Raw genomic sequence first — 17,112 nt, forward strand, 5'->3', positions numbered from 1 at the left:
GAAGAAAAGCATACGCGAGGTCCTGCCACCCGATACGAGAAGAAGCAACCAAACGGCCAAGGCCGGCCCTTATCCGGCCAGGGGCTCCAGGGAGTCGATGCCCAGCAGCACCCGGCCCGTCGTCTGGCCCTGGTGCAGCAGCCGGCGCCCGTAGAGCGAGAGGCGGCACCTGGGCTGCCCCGGCAGGGCCACGTCCAGCTTCAGGTTGCTGAACTCGTAGGCGTCGGTGCCGGCATCGAGCAGGTGCTGCAGGCGCTCCAGCAGCGGAGGCTGGTTGAAGCTGCCCCCGGCCAGCTCCGCCAGCGTTTGTCCGGCCAGCTCAGTGGCCTCAATGCCCACCAGGTGCGCAAACGAGCGGTTGCTGAAGTAAACGCGCAGACCGCCGTCCAGGGCTACCACGGGCTCCAGCACGGTTTCCTGCATGCTGGCCGCAAAGCGGGCATTGTCCTGGAGCTGACTTTCCAGGTTTTTCAGGTCCGTCACGTCCGTGAAGGTGATGACGGCCCCGCTGATGTAGTTGTCGAGGGTGCGGTAGGGCAGGATGCGCATGGTATACCACTCGCCGGCCACCGTCTGAATGTTGGTTTCGATGGTGATGAGCCGGTCCAGCACCTGCTGCACGTCCTGGGCCAGTTGCTCGTAGCGCAGGTTGGAGGCAAAGTGGCTGAGCGGGCGCCCCACGTCGGTAGGCAGCAAATTGACGATGCGCGCCACCGGCGAGGTAAACCGCTTGATGGTGGCGTCGTTATCGAGGAAGATGATGGCAATTTCGGTGGAGTCCAGCAGGTTTTTCATGTCGTTGGCCGCCTGCGAGAGTTCCTCGGTTTTGGCCTGGTACTGCATGTTCAGGGTCATCAGCTCCTCGTTCAGGCTCTGCATTTCCTCCTTGTTGGTCATGGCCTCCTCGTTGGTGCTTTGCAGCTCCTCGTTGGCGCTCTGCAGCTCTTCGTTGGTGCTTTTGAGCTCTTCCAGGGAGCTTTCCATTTCCTCGATGGTGGTCTGGAGGCGGTGCTTGGTGTACTGCAGCTCCTTTTCCATGGCACTTACCACGTCGTCGCGGCTCAGGTCGGACGCGCTGCCCTTGGCCAGGCGCACCCGGCGCGGGGTAGGCTGGTCTTCAAACACCACCAGCAGCAGCCCCGTCAGCTCCTCGGGCTCTTCCAGGTACTTCACCGTGAGGCGCAGCAGCTGCTGGCCGGCTTCGGTTTTCACCCGCACACCGTCCACTTTCACTTCCTGGCGCGTTTGCAGGGCGCGGTGCACGGCCCCGCTGATTTCGTAGCTGAGCTCCTCGCGGGCCATGTCGAAGATGTTCATACTGCCCAGGCCGGGGGCGGGCTCCAGGTACTTGCCGGTGCGCCCGTTCACGTACAGGATTTCGCCCTTGGCGTTGATTACCACGGCCGGGGGCGAGTAGGTGCTTAGCAGGACTTTTTGCACCAGGGAAGCAAAGGGGCCACCTTCGCGGCGGGACGAAACAGCAGTGGCCATACTAGCAGAAGGGTGAGGAGCAGCGGTAGATTGACGGGAAAGGGCAAAGGGAAAGTTGAGCAGCCGGGGCAGGGAGGTGGCCGTTTCGGTGCGGCGCGAAATCTTCCACTTCACATCCAGGGGCTGAAACAGCTCCTGAAAGCCGGTGATATTCTCGCTTGGCCCCAGAAACAGCAGGCCGCCGGGGTTGAGGGCGTAGTGAAAAACCGGCAGCAGGTTTTTCTGCAGGTCGGAGCTCAGGTAAATCAGCAGGTTGCGGCAGCAGAGCAGGTCCAGCTTGGTGAAGGGCGCGTCCTTGTTGATGTTGTGCAGGGCAAACACCACCGAGTCGCGCACTTCCTTGCGAATCTGGTAGTGGCCGTCGGTTTTGATGAAAAAGCGCTGCAGGCGCTCCGGGCTTACGTCGGCCGTAATGTTCTCGGGGTAGAGGCCGGCCCGCGCAAACTCCACGCCCTCGGCCGAAATATCGGTAGCGAACAGCTGAATCTTGAGGTAGCGCCCCGGGGCTACTTCCTCAATGCACTCCTGCAGCAGGATGGTGAGCGAGTAGGCCTCCTCGCCGGTAGAGCAGCCCGGGGCCCACACCCGCACGGTGCTGCTGGGCTCTTTCTGGGCCAGCAGGGGCCGCATGTGCTGGCGCAGGCTCTCGAAGGCCTCCGCGTCGCGAAAAAACTTGGTGACGCCAATCAGCAGCTCCCTGAACAGCTGCTCTACTTCGTGGGGGTTTTCCTGCAGGTAGCGTACGTAATGCGTAAACTCCTTGATCTGGTGGGAGTTCATGCGCCGCTCAATGCGCCGGAATACTGTGTTGCGCTTGTAGTGGCTGAAGTCGTGGCCGGTTTGGGTGCGGATGAGCACAAAGATTTTCTGCAGGGCGTGCGCCGGCTTGGAGTCCGATTCCTCGGCCTTTTCGCGTGCGGCCCGGGTCAGCAGTGGGCGTCCCACGTACTCCAGCAGCTTGGCCGGCATCAGCTCCGGGGCCAGCACAAAGTCCACAAACTCGGTGGCCAGGGCCGCCCGGGGCAGGGCGTCGAAGGCGGCGGTAGCCGGGTCCTGCACCATCACCATCCCAAAGTTTTCCATCACCAGCTTCAAACCCACGCTGCCGTCGGAGCCCAGGCCCGAGAACAGCACGCATACGGCCCGCTCCCGGGCATCCTTGGCCAGGCTCTGCAGAAAGAAGTCGATGGGCATGCGGCGGCTGGGCACCTGGGTGGGCTTCAGCAGATACAGGCTGCCGTGCAGGATGCTCAGGTCGCGGTCGGGCGGAATAACGTAGACGTGGTTGGGCCGCACCTTCTGGCCATCGGCGGCCGTTTGTACGGGCAGGGGCGTGAAGCGCTGCAGCACCTCCGGCAGCTCACTTTCGCGGGAAGGCAGCAGGTGCATCACCACCACGTAGGCCATGCCGGAGCGGGGCGTGAGGTGCCGGAAAAACAGCTCCAGCGCTTCGATGCAGCCGGCCGACCCACCCAGCAGCACCACCGGAAATTTATCGGACTCGGCCGGGTAGGGGTGGGCAGGCCTGGCAGCGGCCGTGGGGGCAGCGGCGGCAGGAGGCAGCGACGCACCGGCGTTTTCCGGCGCCGGAGAAGAGTCTGGCAACATGGGGCAGGCAACGAAAGCAAAAGAGGGTGAAGCGCCGCCGAGTGCCGTAGCTGTCGAGCTGTGCCGGTTCACCACTCAAATCTACCCAAATACCGTGAGTGTTGCCTTGTGGGCCTCTTTTTTCGCCGGTACGACCACCGGGGCCGATATGCCCGTACAATATTATTGAGCTGCAGCTCTATTCTGGACCTTTACCCGCTACCCGCGTGCCTGCACCTTCTGTTCTCATCGTCATTGGTACCTCGGCGGGCGGAATGCCCGCGCTCATTCGGCTGGTAGCCCAGCTGCCGCCCACGCTGCCGGCTGCCGTGCTGGTGGTGCAGCACCTGGCGCCCGATAGCACCGGGGCACCGCTCGTCAAGCGCCTTAGCCAGCACACGGGGCTGCACTGCCAGCTGGCTGTGAACCAGACGCATATTGAAGCCGGTGCGCTGTACCTGGCCCCGCCCGACCGGCACCTGCTGGTGAAGGATGGCCACCTGCTGGTAACCAAAGGCCCCCGCGAAAACAACTATCGTCCCGCCGCCGATGCCCTGTTTCGCTCGGCTGCCGTAGCCTACGGGCCCAACGTGCTGGGCGTGGTGCTCACGGGCATGCTCCACGATGGTACCGCCGGCCTGGAGTTCATCAAGCGCTGCGGCGGCACCACCCTGGTGCAGGACCCGGCCGAGGCCGAATTCCCTAGTATGCCGGAAAGCGCCCTGCGCGCCGGCGTGGTCGACTACGTACTGCCGCTGACTGAGTTGAGTGCGGTGCTGCAGGACTTGGCCGGCAAGCCCCGCCCCGCTGCGGGGCCGGGCGCTATTCCTCCTGATTTGCTACTGGAAGCCTCTATTGCCGAACGCGTTGTGGGAACTACCGAAGAAGTAAACCAGCTGGGCCACTTGGCGCCCCTCACCTGCCCCGACTGCGGCGGCAACCTGTGGGAACTCAATGAGGGCTCGGTGCTACGCTACCGCTGCCATACAGGCCATGCCTTTACGGCGGAGTCTTTGATGGAAAGCTCCCGGCACTCCTTGGAGGAAACCCTGTGGGTGGCCCTGCGCATGATGGAGGAGCGCAAAAACCTGCTCAGCAGCATGGCCAGCCGCGGCGAGGGGCTCTGGAGCGTGCAGCAGGAAGAGCGGCTTGAGGAAATCAAGGTGCACATCAACCGCCTGCGCGAGTTCCTGCTCAACGGGCAGGATGGCGGCCCGGCTCCCGCCTCCTGACAGAAGGGGCCGGCGGCTAGAGCAGCCCCTGCAGCGCGGCGTACCGGATCAGCGAAGCGGTATTCTTCACCTGGGCCTTTTCGATGATGTTCTGGCGGTGCGTTTCGATGGTGCGGCGGCTGGTGAAAAGCTTGTCGGCAATTTCGTTCGTAGTCAGGCCCTCGGCCAGCAGCTTAAGCACTTCTATTTCCCGGCGCGAAAACCCGCCGGGCTTGGCCGCGGGGCTGGCCTCGGGCTCCGACACAAAGGCCAGCACCTTGTGCAGCATAATAAACCCCAGCTCCGAGCACAGGAACTGCCGCCCCGCCGCCACCGAGCGGATGGCAAACGTAATTTCATCCTTGCCCGCATTCTTGAGCACGTAGCCCGTGGCACCGGCCGCCATCATGTTGTGCACGTACTCGGGGTGGTCCAGCATAGAAAGCGCCAGCACCCGCGTCTCGGGGTACTGCTCGCGCACCAGCCGGGTAGCCGTAAGGCCATCCATTTCGGGCATGTTGATGTCCATGAGCACTACGTCGGCGGGCGTGGTAGCCAGCAGCTCCAGCAGCTCCCGGCCGTTGTTGGCCTCGCCCACTACCTCCACTCCGGGCTCCTTCACCAGCAGCGCACGGATGCCTTCCCGTATAATGGCATGGTCGTCGGTAAGCAAAACGCGGATCATAGCAGAAGCAGGAAAGAAAGGCGAAACCGTAGGACAATAACGGAGTTTCGGCCGCGAAGATGCAGTCTTTTCTTTAATGGTTCCCGGGTGCCTGGCTTAAGCTCCTCTATACGGCTACGGCCCCGCTAGTCCGAGAACCAGCGGGGCCGTTAACTTCCTGCAGGAAAGCAGCAGGTGTATTAATCTACTGATACTGAATGTACAGCGGCTTGGGATTCAGCTCGGCCAACACTTCCTTGGGCGTCATGATGTGGTGGGGCGCGGGGCGGGCATCATACTCGTAGAACAGCTTGAAGCCGGTGTACTGCACGGGCTGCTTTTCCACGTAGGCTTTGTACGAGTCCTTCTTCAGCGTAGGGTTGCCCCAGCCGTCCATGTGCATTACCACCTGCACGCGCGGGTCGAGCTTGATGTTCTGGTAATTGGTAATCATGCCCTGGGTGAAGCGGTGTACCGTCAGTACTTTCGGCGGCAGCTTGTTTTCGCTCACAATGCGGGCCAGGAAGTTGATGGCGTAGTTTACGTCCTTGGCGTCGTAGGTCCCGATTTTCTTGCCGGGGCGCACGCCTTTGGTTTCCATGGCAAACTCCGGGTCGATGCCCATGTGCACGATGGGGTCCTTCAGGTAAGGCTCCAGCTTGTGCAGCTCGTGCTCCAGGTTGCTCAGGCCTACCTGCACGTCCAGAAATACAATGCAGTTGTTGTCCTTGGCCCACTGAATGGTTTCCTCAATGGTAGCCTTGGAGTTCATCAGCCGATACTTGCCGTCTTTGCCGGCCGCCGCCTGGGCCGTGATGGTTACGCTGTGCAAGGCCGGCTGAATAGGCAGGGAAGGATCAGCATCCTGCCACTCCTTCTGCACCTTGCGGAACTTGGCCAGCATCTGCTCCTTGGGCTCCCGGCCCAGGATGCCCATGCCCTTCGAGCGGATGTTGCCATAGAATGCCACAATGCGGTGGCCGGGCAGAATAGCGCCGGGCAGCTGACCGCTTTTCCTGACGATGGAATCGGCCTTAAGCGAGTCGCGGCGCATGGCCTGGCGCTTCAGGGCCACGGTATCCACTATCACAGGCTTTTGGGTGGTGGTATCGGCGGTGGCGGTAGCGGTTTCGCCTTCCTGGCGGGCGCCGCAGCCGGGTAGCATAGTCAGGGAGAGGGCCAGGCCCAGGGAAGCAAACACGGGCGCGGTAAGGCGCGAAGCAGTCCGGAAATAAGACACTGAGAAGAAACGGGTTGAAGGCGAATGGAGCCCCGAAGGTAGAAGCTTTTCCGGGGAAAAGCGCCAACCGCAACCGCCGGAAGTAGCCTCGGGGCCAACTTTAATCGGATTTTAATTGGGTTCGGTTTCTACGTGAAACGGCCGCCTGAGCAGAGCAGGCGGCCGCTTTATCATGCTGTTGGCCCGGAGTCTAGAGGGCGAAGGAAACCGGGATAGTAAACATAACATCCACTGCCTTGCCATCCTGCCGGCCCGGCTTCCACTTGCCTGGCAAGCTACGCACCGCGTTCAGCGCCGCCTCATTCAGCGCCTGGGCGCCGGGCGTGATTACGCGGGTGGATTGCTGCTCACCATTGCTGCCCGGATATTGCACCGTGTGTTCGATGCCCTTCGTTACTTCGGCTGCTTGCAGTGTACCGCGGGCATCCACAATAAACCGCACGAACACCTTGCCTGCCAGCTTTTCAGCTTTTGCTACGGCAGGATACTTTATAGCCTTACCAATATCGGCCAGCAATTGTGCCTGACCGCCCTCGTATTCGGGCATCTGCTCGGCGGAGGTGAAAGCGGGCGGGGGCGGGGGAGGTGGGGCCAGCGCTTCGGGTGCAGCGGGAGTCAGCGCCGGTGGTGGCGGTGGGGGCGGCGTGTTGTCAAATTCCTGTTCGCAGCCGAGGGCCAGTAGCACGAGGGCGCTCAGCGGCAAAAGCAGCCACTGTTTCCAGCGGCGGCGGGGAGTGGTAGAAGCAAGCATACGAATGCGGGTAAGAGTAAGTGAATGGGTGAAAGAATGACTAAGGGGCAGGCTGGGGTGCAGCTGGCGCAGTGCCAGCCGGGCCAGCAGCGTGGCGTACGACTCGGAGCTGGCGGCCACCAGCGGGGCCGTGGTTTGCAAGGCGGCGGCATCGGCCAGAAACTCGTGCGTCAGCTCCAGGGCGCGAGGGTAGCAGTGCGCCAGCGGAATGGGCCACAGCAGGGCCCGGGCCGTTTCCAGCGCTAGCCGCTCGTAGGTGTGGCCCTGGCGCACGTGGGCTACCTCGTGGGCCAGCACGGCCTGGCTTTCAACGGCCGAAAGGTTGGCAGTTTCATCCCAAAACACCAGCTTCCCAAACGAGCTGACCGGCCGCCGGCCACCCGTATACACCAGCGTGTAGCCGGCGGCCGGCTCGCGGGGCCAGTGGCGGGTGGTGCGCCACAGCCGTAGCAGCTGCCAGCTCAGCCGGCCCAGCAGCAGCCCGACCCCTGCGGCGTACAGCCCCAGCAGCCACTGGCCTCCGGATAACAGGGCGGAAGCGGGCGTGGCTTCGGCCTGCACCGTCACGTCAGGAAGCCAGCTGCTGGTCAGCCAACGGCCGGAGCTTGCCTCGGGGGGCAGCCAGCTGCGCAGCAATGGCCCGGCAAAGCCGAGCAGCACCGGCAGCAGCATTGCCAGCCAGGGCGTGAGCAGCAGGAAGCGGCGGTTGAAGTGGAAAAAACGCTCCGGCCGCAGCGCCGTGCGGTAAAACAGCCAGCCGGCTGTAAGCAGCACGGTAGTTTGCAGCAGCCAGCTAAGCGGGCCGGGCAGGCTCGTCAGGAGTAGAGTCGGGCTCATCGGTGGGGGCGTTTTGGGCGTGGCGGAGCAGTTCGTCGAGTTGGGCAGCGTCCAGGTTTTCCTCTTTGGCGAAAAAGGACACCAGTCGCGTGAAGGAGCCGTTGAAGTAGCCGCCCAGCAGCTTGCCCAGCGAAAAGCGGCGGTAGGCGTCCTGCGCTACCAGCGCGTGGTAGCGGTGGGTGCGCCCGAAGGCCTCGTGGCCCACGTAGCCTTTCTGCTCCAGAATGCGGATGATGGTAGATACCGTGGTGTAGGCTGGAGTAGGAGCGGGCAGCTCGGGCAGCACGTCTTTCACAAAGGCCGGGCCCAGGCGCCACAGCACCTGCATCACCTGTTCCTCGGCGCGCGTTAGTTCGGGAAGGTTTTCCATAGCTTTCTGAATCAATACCCCAATGTATAACTATGTATTTAGTTTAACAACTAATTACATAGTTATTTTTTGGAAAACACTCAAAAATCTACCGCGCCATTATGGCTGGCGCAGACGGAACACCTTCGCCACGTGTCGCCTCTACCACAGGATAGTGCCTAATATTTAGGCTAAAGGATTGATGGGTAAGAGTATGGCAACAGGGAGCCTTTTCAGCGCCGGCACTGTTGTAACCACATCCTTCACCTGAATCAGCGAGTACGTGCCCAGAACTTCCTCTCATTTTCGTTTGCTGCGCCTGACGTGGGCGCTGTGGGCGGCGCTGCTTGTGCTGCCCGGTGCGGGCTGCAAGTCCGAGTCCGTTGCGCCAACGACCACGCCGGAAGCTCCGGCTGCGCCCGGCGTCCTGCTCACCAGTACTTTCATCGGTGAGTACACCAATAGCGCCGTGGCGGCCCGGGTGGCCGAAATTCCCTTCGTGGGCGCGCTGGCTAAGTATCCGATCAAAGTGTACCGGCTTACGTACCGCACCCTGGGCACCGATGGCCAGGAAGTAACGGCCTCGGGGGCGCTGCTGGTGCCTACGGTGGCCCAGGCCCTGCCGCTGCTTAGCTACCAGCACGGTACCATCTCGCCCGCCGACGAAAGCCGCGCGCCTTCCTACTACAGCTCCCGCAGCGAAATCTGGTCGGCAGTATCGGTGCTGGCCTCCAACGGCTACATCGTTTCGGCCCCCGACTACATTGGCTACGGCGCCTCCAAGGCGCTGGCGCACCCCTACGAGCATGCCGCTTCCCTGGCTTCCGCCTCGGCCGACATGCTGCGAGCTGCCCGCGAGTTCTGCGCCAAAGAGAAAGTGGCCCTCAACCAGAAAAACTTTCTGCTGGGCTACTCCGAAGGCGGCTTTGCCACGATGGCGCTGCACAAGTTGCTGGAAGAAAAATACGCCAACGAGTTTACCGTAACGGCCAGCGCACCGGGCGCCGGCGCCTACCACAAAACGGCCTTTGCCCGCTACATTCTGCAGTCGAAGCAGCCGCTTGATTTCCTGAGCAGCTACGTGTGGGTGCTGGCCACCTACAACAAGGTGTATGGCCTGAACCGCCCGCTGACAGCCTATTTCAAAGAGCCTTACGCCACGCGTCTGCAAGCCAATCCTTCCAGCGACGTGCCTCGGCTGCCCGAGCAGCTGTTTACTGCTCAGCTGCGCTCCGGCGTACTCAACGGCACCGATCAGCCCCTGCTGAGCGCCTTCCAGGCCAACGACATCTACGACTGGAAGCCTAAGGCCCCGCTAGCCCTTTTCCACGGCACTGCCGATGATTACGTTCCTTACTTCAACTCCGAAGATGCTTACAAGGCGATGCAAGCTAAGGGAGCTACTCAGGTAGAACTGCACCCCATCCAGGGCGGCGACCATTTCTCCTCTGCTGCCACTTACACATTGGGAGCCTACGCCTTCATTTCGCAGTATTATTAGTAGGCATCATAACCTTCAAGCGCTTAAATCAACAGCGGCCCGCCTCTTGTAAAGGTGGGCCGCTGTTGATTTAAGTTTTCTGAGACGGAATCTACTTGGCTGCCATTGATGCATCAGCGGTAGCGGGCTGAGGCGGGCGCGGCCGGAAAGCCTGCCGCAGCCACACGCCGGCCAGCGCGGCCAGGCCACCCAGCAAGCCGGCCAGCACGGCGGCTACCAGCGCCAGCACCCAGCCATTGCCGCCCAGCGGCAGCAGCGTGGCTACCCGCTGGCTAAGAATACTGCCCGTATGCACCTGCCACCACGCTGCTGGGAGCAGCCAGCTCAGCCCCACACCCGAGAAGCCCGCCAGAAAAGCTCGTCCGCCCGTTTGGCCTCGCCAGAAGCTGAGCACAAACGCCACCGGGCCAACAATCCACCAAGGCAGCACCAATTGTGCCACCACGGCCCCCAGAAAAATCAGCAGAAACAGCATCATAGTTAGTTGTCAGTTATGAGTTGCCCGTGGTCTGTTGCCAGTTGTAAGGTGTTGGTCGTCTCAGGACTGGCAACTCGCAACTGGCAACTGATTATTGCAGCGTCCAGGCGGCTTGCAGGCGACGGTGCTTTTGGGTGGGGGAGGTGAGGTAGACCAGCTCGTCAAGCTGTCCTACGCGCCAGGTGTCAATCATATCGTCGTAGAAGCGGGAGCCGGGGTTGCCGGACTCGCCGCCGGGAAACACCCCGTAGGCCCGGGGCTGCGGCCCCAGCGCCACCACCATGCGCCAGGAAGGCCCGTTGCGCTGGGAGGTAGCATTCACGATGCCCGCCCCGCCCCCGCAGTCGATGTCCATACGGCCGAAACCGGGCAGCTGGGCCAGGTGCAGAATGTCGGTGCTTTTCTGGTTGGCCCAGCGCCACTCCGGCCCCAGCGGCCCAAACTTGCGCGTGAGCGAATCGGCTGCCCATTGCAACGACTTTTGTGCCAACTCGGCCAGGGTTTCGCGGGTGGGGGTGCGCTGGTCGTCGATCCAGCGGGCGTTGGGTTCTTTCAGCAGGAGCGTGGTGGTACGGTCGCGGGAGGGGTAGCGCATAGGCTGCTCCGGCGTCGAGCCAAACTCGTCGTCCCAGATGCGCTTTACCAGGTTTGGGTACCACAGCTCAAATAGGCTGGGGCCAATGGCATTGGCGGCGTAGCGGTAGTTCCAGCGGCTCAGCTCTTCGTAGACCCGGCGCTGGTCGGCGGGCAGCTGCCGGGGCTGCACCAACTGCAGCAGGCGCGGTAGTACGGTGCGGGCATTCACGCCCAGGTCGTCATTTTGCAGCAGGCGCAGGGAGTCGGGCGTCACCTTCGTCATTGTTATCAGCCGCTCGTTAATGCGGTGGCCCCGGTCCCAGGGCGCAAAGTCCCACCCGATATAGTACGGATACTCCGGCCCGGCCGAAAACTGATTGGCCGACGACACAAAGCCGCGCTCCGGGTTCTTCACGTGAGGATTGTGCGCCTGCGGAATCCAGCCGTGCCAGTCATAGGCCGGGTCGGTGCCATCGAGGACGAACTTGCCCTGGTCGCGCCATTTCAAGGGAAAGCGGCCGTTGGGCCAGATGGCAATATCCTGCTGGGTACTGGCGAAAATGAAGTTCTGGGCCGGCGAGGCGTACGTGCTCAGCGCGGTGGTATAGTCCTGGTAGTTCCGGGCGCGGTTGAGGCGGTAGAACGTTAGCACTTCGTTGGCACCTTCGTGAGCCGTCCAGCGCAGAGCGTGCCGAATGGGCGTTTCAGCCAGAAAAGGCTTCTCGTCCTCATCGTACACCACGGGGCCATGATGCGTGTAGAGTACCGTATCTACCCGGTCTGGGCGGCCCCGCACGTGAAAGGTTTCCAGCTGCCGGCGCACCGGCTTCCAGCGCCCGTCGTGCCAGTACTCGCGCTTCGAGGCATCCCGGAATTTCAACTGGTACCAGTCCAGTACATCGGCTCCTACGTTGGTGACGCCCCAGGCTACCTGCTGGTTGAAGCCGATGATGATGGTGGGTGCGCCTGGAATAGTGACGCCGTACACGTTCACGCCTGGCGCTACCAACTGCATCTGGTACCAGATGCTGGGCAGGTTAAGCTGCAGGTGTGGGTCGTTGGCGAGCATCGGGAATCCGGTAGCCGACTTCGCCCCGCTCACCGCAAAGTTGTTCGAGCCCAGCTCCGCGTCGGGTTCGTTTTGGGGCACTTTACTGGACAGTGCAGCCTGAAACGCGGCGGGCACCTCCGGCACGGGCACGGGCGTAAAGTCGCGGGGGGCGCCTACTGGCACAATGGGGTCTTCGCGTTGCGGATAATCGGGAAACAGGTCTTTTACTACCGCCGGCCCGTACTTGGCCAGGATGTTCGACATGCGCAAATCGTCGGAGCGGCCGCTGAGGTCGAAAGCCATGAACTTGAGCAGCAGCGCCGACTTCAACGGGGCCCAGGGCTCGGGCTGGTAGTCCAGCAGCTTGTACTCGAAGGGTAGGGTGCGGGGCGTGAGCGACTGGATATAGGCATTCACCCCGTCGGAGTACGACTGCATCACCAGGCCAATAGTGGGGTCGGCCATCATCACCTTCAACGACTGCTCGGCGCCGTGCTTCAAACCCATGCGCCGGAAAAACCGGTCGGTTTCCAGGCGACTGTCCCCCACAATCTCCGACAGGCGGCCGGCCGCTACGTGGGTCTGGAACTCCATCTGCCAGAGCCGGTCCCGGGCCGTGAGGTAACCCTGGGCGTAGTACAGGTCGTGGTCGTTTTGGGCGAATACGTGGGGCACGTGCCGGTCATCGAAGCGCACCTGCACCGGTTGCTGCAGGCCGGGCAGCGACAGCGTCTGGGCGGTGGGGAAATCGTCGTCGGCCTCGCCGTTGCGCCAGAAACCCTGGTAAGGGCTCAGGAACTTGCCCATTGGGGGCACAGTGCCCTGTTGGGTATTGAGCACCCAGGTCAGGGCGCCCGTCAGAGCCAATAGCAGCAGCGCCCGGATGTAGAGTAGCATAGGCAGTAAGTGGGAAAAGCCCGCCCTGAACATCCGATAAAAAAACGCCCCACGCAAACACTGCTCGCGCCTGCCGGTTCCGGTGCGGAGTTCGATGCGCTAAAACCTGTCCGCTCTCCGGGCGTCGTCCGAAATCACAGGCACCAAAAAGCCCGCCGAACGACCAGGCGTCCGGCGGGCTTTCAATTAGCGTAGCGCAGGCTACTTATAAGTTCTCTTTCTGACGGACGAGTCCGGCAATGCCCCACTGCTGGAGGCGCTTCTGCACGGTTTCGGCGGCGGCGCGGTCGGCGAGGCCTTCCACAATCACGCGGTTCAGGGGCTTGCCTTCTTGCAGATTGGTGGCCACGCGCACACTCAGCTTGTTGTCAAGGGCCAGAATCTTGCTTTGCACGGCCTGGGCGTTGCGCACGTCGCCGAAGGTGCCGGCCTGTACAATAAAGGTAGGCGCCGGCTCAGCTACTTTCACCACGTCGGCGGCTTCGGTAGCGCCGGGCTCAATAATAGTAACCAGACTGGTGATGGTGGAGTCGGCAGCCAACTCGGCCAGGTCGGCGGGGGCATCAGTGGGCCCCAGGGGCGTCTCCGGCGATACTACTTCGGCTACGACTGATACGGCCCCGTGCGTAACGATGCCCAGCGGACGGGCCGCAATTTCGGAAAGGTCCAGAATGCGCTGGTGACGGAAGGGTCCGCGGTCCGAAACGCGCACGACGACGGCTTTACCGGTTTGAGGATTGGTGACGCGCAGCCGGGTCCCGAATGGCAGGGTTTTGTGGGCGCAGGTGTACTTGTTCCGGTCGAACCGCTCCCCGTTGCTGGTGCGGTGGCCCTGGTGCTCCCGGCCGTACCAAGAGGCGCGGCCCTTGAGCACGGTTTTGCGGGTAGCTTTCTTGGCCGGAACTTCTTCTGCGGTGCTGGTGCGGGCCCAGGCCCCGGTCGTCGGAGCTGAGAGTAGCACTAGAATCAGCGCTATCATCAAGGCCGAGACATCCATTCGGTAAAGAAACTTCATAGGTGTTCGTTGCGTTGGTGAGCGGGACAAAACTACTGGCAGTGTGCAAAAGCTTTTGGCAACGCCCAAATCAGCGAACCTGGTATAGGGTGGTTTTTTGTCCTTTTTATAGAATATTTGCACAAAATATATGTACTGTCGAGCAAATAAAATAGCGCTTTGGATTGGGTAGCGCGTTTTTTTGCATTATATAGGGGCCACTGGCCGGAGCACGTATAAATAAGATAATCCGACGGTTAAAAAATTTTGTCATTTGGCAGCCGGCTAGTTGAAACGGTTGGTTGCACAGGTCCGAAAAAATGGCTATGGGAGTAAGGTCAGCCGGACAGCGGTTTTTGCCGTAAGTTGCCGCATGGATTTTGGCCGCCTCTCCGACCTGCGCTACGTTGACTTTCGCCTGCCGCCGGACCACCCCGGCACGGCCGCAACCCTGGCCCGCGCGGGCGCCCCACAACCACCGGTCATCTTCGTAGGCTGCCCCATCTGGACCAACAAAGCCTGGCTGGGCAGCTACTTCCCGGCGGGTATCAAAGACGCCGAGTTGCTGAGCTACTACGCCCGGCAGTTCAACAGCATCGAGCTGAATACCACGCACTACCGCATTCCTGATGCGCCCACCGTGCGCAAGTGGAAGGCTGCCGTTCCGGCCCACTTTCGGTTTTGCCCCAAGCTGCCCCAGAGCATCAGCCACGAGCGGCAGCTCTACAACGCCGACGACCTGACGCTCACGTTCTGCCGGGCTATTGAGGAGCTGGGCCCAAACCTGGGGACGGCGTTTCTGCAGCTGCCGCCCACTTTCGGGCCCGAAAGCCTGCCCCGGCTGGAGCGCTACCTGCTCGATTTCCCGGCGACCGTGCCCCTGGCCGTGGAGCTGCGCCACCCCGGCTGGTACACCGATGCCGGTCTGCGCGAAGCTGTGTTTGAAATGCTGGAAGCCCTGGGCAAAACGCTGGTACTAACGGATGTGGCCGGCCGCCGCGACGTGCTGCACATGCGGCTGACAACAGCTACAGCCCTGGTGCGCTTCAACGGCCACGGCCTGGTGCCGAGCGACTACCGCCGCGCCGACGACTGGGCCGCCCGCATAGCCGACTGGCTGGCTGCGGGGCTGCAAACGGTGTACTTCTTCGTGCACCAGAAAGATATTATGCACTCCCCGCTCTGGACGCAGCACTTCATGGCGCAACTCACTGCCCGCACCGGCCTGGCGCTGGAACCGCCGTGCATCATTCCGCAGCCGGTCCAGGGTAGCTTGTTTTAGCGGAAATAAATAGTCCGTGCCCGGCGACTGGTCCGGGCTGTGCTGCGTATGGAAACCGAACCTGCCCGCCTCCGCCTTTCCTGACTGTGTATGCTCCGACGTTTCCTCTCGCGGCTGTTGGCCGCCGTACTATGCGCGCTTACCTGTGGGCCCGTCGCCCGGGCCCAGCCGGCACAGGTTGCACCCGGTATTTCCGAAGCGCATTGCCTGCTGATCCCGCTTGACCCGGCTGTGCGCGCCGCCCAGGCCAGCCTTATTGTGGAAGGGGAAGTGCTGGACGCACACGGGTTCTGGGATGCCCGTCACCGTCGCATTTACACCGCCCATCGGCTACGTATATATAAGGTATGGAAGGGAGCTGTGGGGGCTACCATTACGGTGCTGACGGAAGGTGGCACGGTGGGCCTAAACCAACAGATTCTTACCAATACGCTGCGCCTTACGCCCGGCGAGCAGGGCGTATTCTTCCTGGCCGCTTCGTCGCTGCCCGGTACTGGTGCATCCGGTAGCTGGATGGCGTATGGCAGTGAGCAGGGCGTTATTCGCTACAGCCTGGCCGAAGGCACGGCCACCGAAACTTTCCGGCAGTACGGCCGCATCAGCCCTGATTTTTATGCACAGGTGCAGGCACAGGCAGGTAATGGTCGGGCACGCGAGTTACAGGCCAATCTAGTGCTGAACACTTCACTGAGCCGGACAGTCCGCCAGGCCCGGCAGGGGCAGGCCGTAGTGGCCACGCTCAGCCCCCTGAGCATTACGGCAGGTACCGGTGCGGTGCTCACCATCAGCGGCAGTGGCTTTGGTGGCACTCGGGGCAGCGGCTACGTCGCGTTCAAAAATGCCGACGACGGCGGCAAAACCGAAGTGAAGCCTCAGGATTCGGACTACGTGAGCTGGACCGATACGCAGATTCGGGTGAAGGTGCCTTCGTTCAGCCTCGAAAAAAACACCGCCGGCAGCGGGCCGGTGAAAGTGGTGAGCAACACTCAGGAAGAGGCGCTAAGTGCCGAGACACTGACGGTGGTGTATGCCGTGAGCACCGTGCAAGCCAGTACCAACGAAATCGTGCGGCCCAACCACATCAACGACAACGACCGGGGCGGCTATACTTTTCAGCCGGTGGCCAACTTTACCAGTCGAGCAGGGGCGGCCGATGCCTTCCGGCGCGCCCTCACCACCTGGCGCTGCCAGACGGGCGTAAACTGGGAGCTGGGAACCCAGCGTACCGGCAAAGTAGCCGACGAAGATGATGCCAACAGCCTGGGCTTCGACAACGAAAACCAGCTGCCGGCCCGCGTGCTGGGCCGCACCACCAGCTACTACGAGGGTTGCCGCCGCCCCAATGGTAGCGTGGTCTTTACCGTCAAGGAAATTGATATGGTGTTCGACGACGCGCAGAGCTGGCAGTTCGGGCCAGCTGCGCCCACGGGCAACCAGTTCGATTTCGAGTCGGTGGTGGTGCACGAGCTGGGCCACGCCCAGCAGCTTTCGCACCTTATTCTGCCGGGCGCCATCATGCACTACGCCATTGGGGCACGGCAAGTCAGCCGGGAGCTGAACCCCGCGAGTGAGGTGGCCGGGGGGCGCTTTGTGCTTCGCTCCCGGAGCTTCCGCAGCCTCGGGTGTAGTGCCCGGCCCATGCTACCCGCTCCGCTGGTAACGGTAGCCCCCGAAACCATTACGGCCGGCCAGGTGAACGTGGCCTGGACGACAACTGATGAGTGCTTTGTGCAGGAATTTGTGGTGGAGCGCAGCGCCGATACCACCAACTGGATTGGCCTGGGCCGCGTGGCTTCCACGGGTGGCCCTACTTATCAGCTGCTTGATGCGCAGGCCCCCGGCGGGCTGGTGTATTACCGCATCGGGCTAGTACGGCCTTCCGGCGAAACGGACTATACCGGCCCCCAACTGGTAACCGATGGTTCCGTGGCCGTAAATCAGCTGAAACTGTACCCGAATCCGGTTAGTGCCGGCATCACGCTACAGGTCCAGATTCTGGCCGACAAGGGGGCGACGCTGGTGCTGCGGCTGTATGATGCGACCGGGCGCAAACTAAGCGTGCAGGCCACGCTGCTGCAGGCGGGCTACAACGTGCTGCCCCTGCAGTTGCCGCCGGGCCTGCGCAGTGGCTGGTACCTGGTGCGCTGGGATGATCAGGTCGGGCACCGGGGCGCAGTGCCGCTGGTGCTGCTAGGGCCGTAGC

The 17,112-nt window shown here is 62.3% G+C and carries 12 protein-coding genes; 4 read left to right on the forward strand and 8 right to left on the reverse strand.

Going from position 1 to position 17,112, the window contains the following annotated elements; all coding sequences use genetic code 11:
- Window positions 1–69 precede the first annotated feature (69 nt).
- Entirely contained in the window at window positions 70–3,099 is a 3,030-nt protein-coding gene (locus I5L79_RS06195) for a CheR family methyltransferase (RefSeq protein ID WP_196954163.1), read from the reverse strand.
- A gap of 206 nt (window positions 3,100–3,305) precedes the next feature.
- Between I5L79_RS06195 and I5L79_RS06200 the strand changes: the two genes are divergently transcribed.
- A complete protein-coding gene (locus I5L79_RS06200; protein ID WP_196954164.1) occupies window positions 3,306–4,310 on the forward strand; it encodes a chemotaxis protein CheB in 1,005 nt (334 codons plus the stop codon).
- 16 nt (window positions 4,311–4,326) lie between these two features.
- Here the strand turns inward: I5L79_RS06200 and I5L79_RS06205 are convergent, their stop codons facing one another.
- From I5L79_RS06205 to I5L79_RS06220, 4 genes are all read right to left on the reverse strand, one after another.
- A complete protein-coding gene (locus I5L79_RS06205; protein ID WP_196954165.1) occupies window positions 4,327–4,974 on the reverse strand; it encodes a response regulator transcription factor in 648 nt (215 codons plus the stop codon).
- Between the two features lie 184 nt (window positions 4,975–5,158).
- Window positions 5,159–6,193, reverse strand: coding sequence for a hypothetical protein (locus I5L79_RS06210; RefSeq protein WP_196954166.1), 1,035 nt, complete (start codon window positions 6,191–6,193; stop codon window positions 5,159–5,161).
- A 190-nt stretch (window positions 6,194–6,383) separates the two neighbouring features.
- Window positions 6,384–7,781 carry an energy transducer TonB gene (locus tag I5L79_RS06215; RefSeq protein WP_196954167.1) on the reverse strand — a complete coding sequence of 466 codons (1,398 nt, stop codon included), beginning with the start codon at window positions 7,779–7,781 and terminating at the stop codon, window positions 6,384–6,386.
- The gene (locus tag I5L79_RS06220; protein WP_196954168.1) at window positions 7,738–8,151 is read right to left on the reverse strand and encodes a BlaI/MecI/CopY family transcriptional regulator; all 414 of its coding nucleotides are present in this window, start codon (window positions 8,149–8,151) and stop codon (window positions 7,738–7,740) included. Before I5L79_RS06220 ends, I5L79_RS06215 begins: the two co-directional genes overlap by 44 nt.
- 262 nt (window positions 8,152–8,413) lie before the next feature.
- Here I5L79_RS06220 and I5L79_RS06225 point away from each other — a divergent pair, with 262 nt between their 5' ends.
- On the forward strand, window positions 8,414–9,631 hold the full coding sequence (locus tag I5L79_RS06225) for an alpha/beta hydrolase family protein (protein ID WP_317191360.1): 1,218 nt from the start codon (window positions 8,414–8,416) through the stop codon (window positions 9,629–9,631).
- A 91-nt stretch (window positions 9,632–9,722) separates the two neighbouring features.
- Here I5L79_RS06225 and I5L79_RS06230 read toward each other — a convergent pair whose 3' ends face one another.
- The 3 genes from I5L79_RS06230 to I5L79_RS06240 all read right to left on the reverse strand — a co-directional run bounded on the left by I5L79_RS06230 (window position 9,723) and on the right by I5L79_RS06240 (window position 13,648).
- The gene (locus I5L79_RS06230) at window positions 9,723–10,109 is read right to left on the reverse strand and encodes a hypothetical protein (protein ID WP_196954169.1); all 387 of its coding nucleotides are present in this window, start codon (window positions 10,107–10,109) and stop codon (window positions 9,723–9,725) included.
- A gap of 91 nt (window positions 10,110–10,200) precedes the next feature.
- The gene (locus I5L79_RS06235) at window positions 10,201–12,633 is read right to left on the reverse strand and encodes a penicillin acylase family protein (protein WP_196954170.1); all 2,433 of its coding nucleotides are present in this window, start codon (window positions 12,631–12,633) and stop codon (window positions 10,201–10,203) included.
- A 205-nt stretch (window positions 12,634–12,838) separates the two neighbouring features.
- The gene (locus I5L79_RS06240; RefSeq protein ID WP_196954171.1) at window positions 12,839–13,648 is read right to left on the reverse strand and encodes a septal ring lytic transglycosylase RlpA family protein; all 810 of its coding nucleotides are present in this window, start codon (window positions 13,646–13,648) and stop codon (window positions 12,839–12,841) included.
- A 352-nt stretch (window positions 13,649–14,000) separates the two neighbouring features.
- Here I5L79_RS06240 and I5L79_RS06245 point away from each other — a divergent pair, with 352 nt between their 5' ends.
- A complete protein-coding gene (locus tag I5L79_RS06245) occupies window positions 14,001–14,909 on the forward strand; it encodes a DUF72 domain-containing protein (RefSeq protein WP_196954172.1) in 909 nt (302 codons plus the stop codon).
- A gap of 90 nt (window positions 14,910–14,999) precedes the next feature.
- Window positions 15,000–17,111, forward strand: coding sequence for a matrixin family metalloprotease (locus I5L79_RS06250; RefSeq protein WP_196954173.1), 2,112 nt, complete (start codon window positions 15,000–15,002; stop codon window positions 17,109–17,111).
- Window position 17,112: the final 1 nt, after the last annotated feature.

The organism is Hymenobacter guriensis, assembly GCF_015773195.1.
GTDB lineage: Bacteria > Bacteroidota > Bacteroidia > Cytophagales > Hymenobacteraceae > Hymenobacter > Hymenobacter guriensis.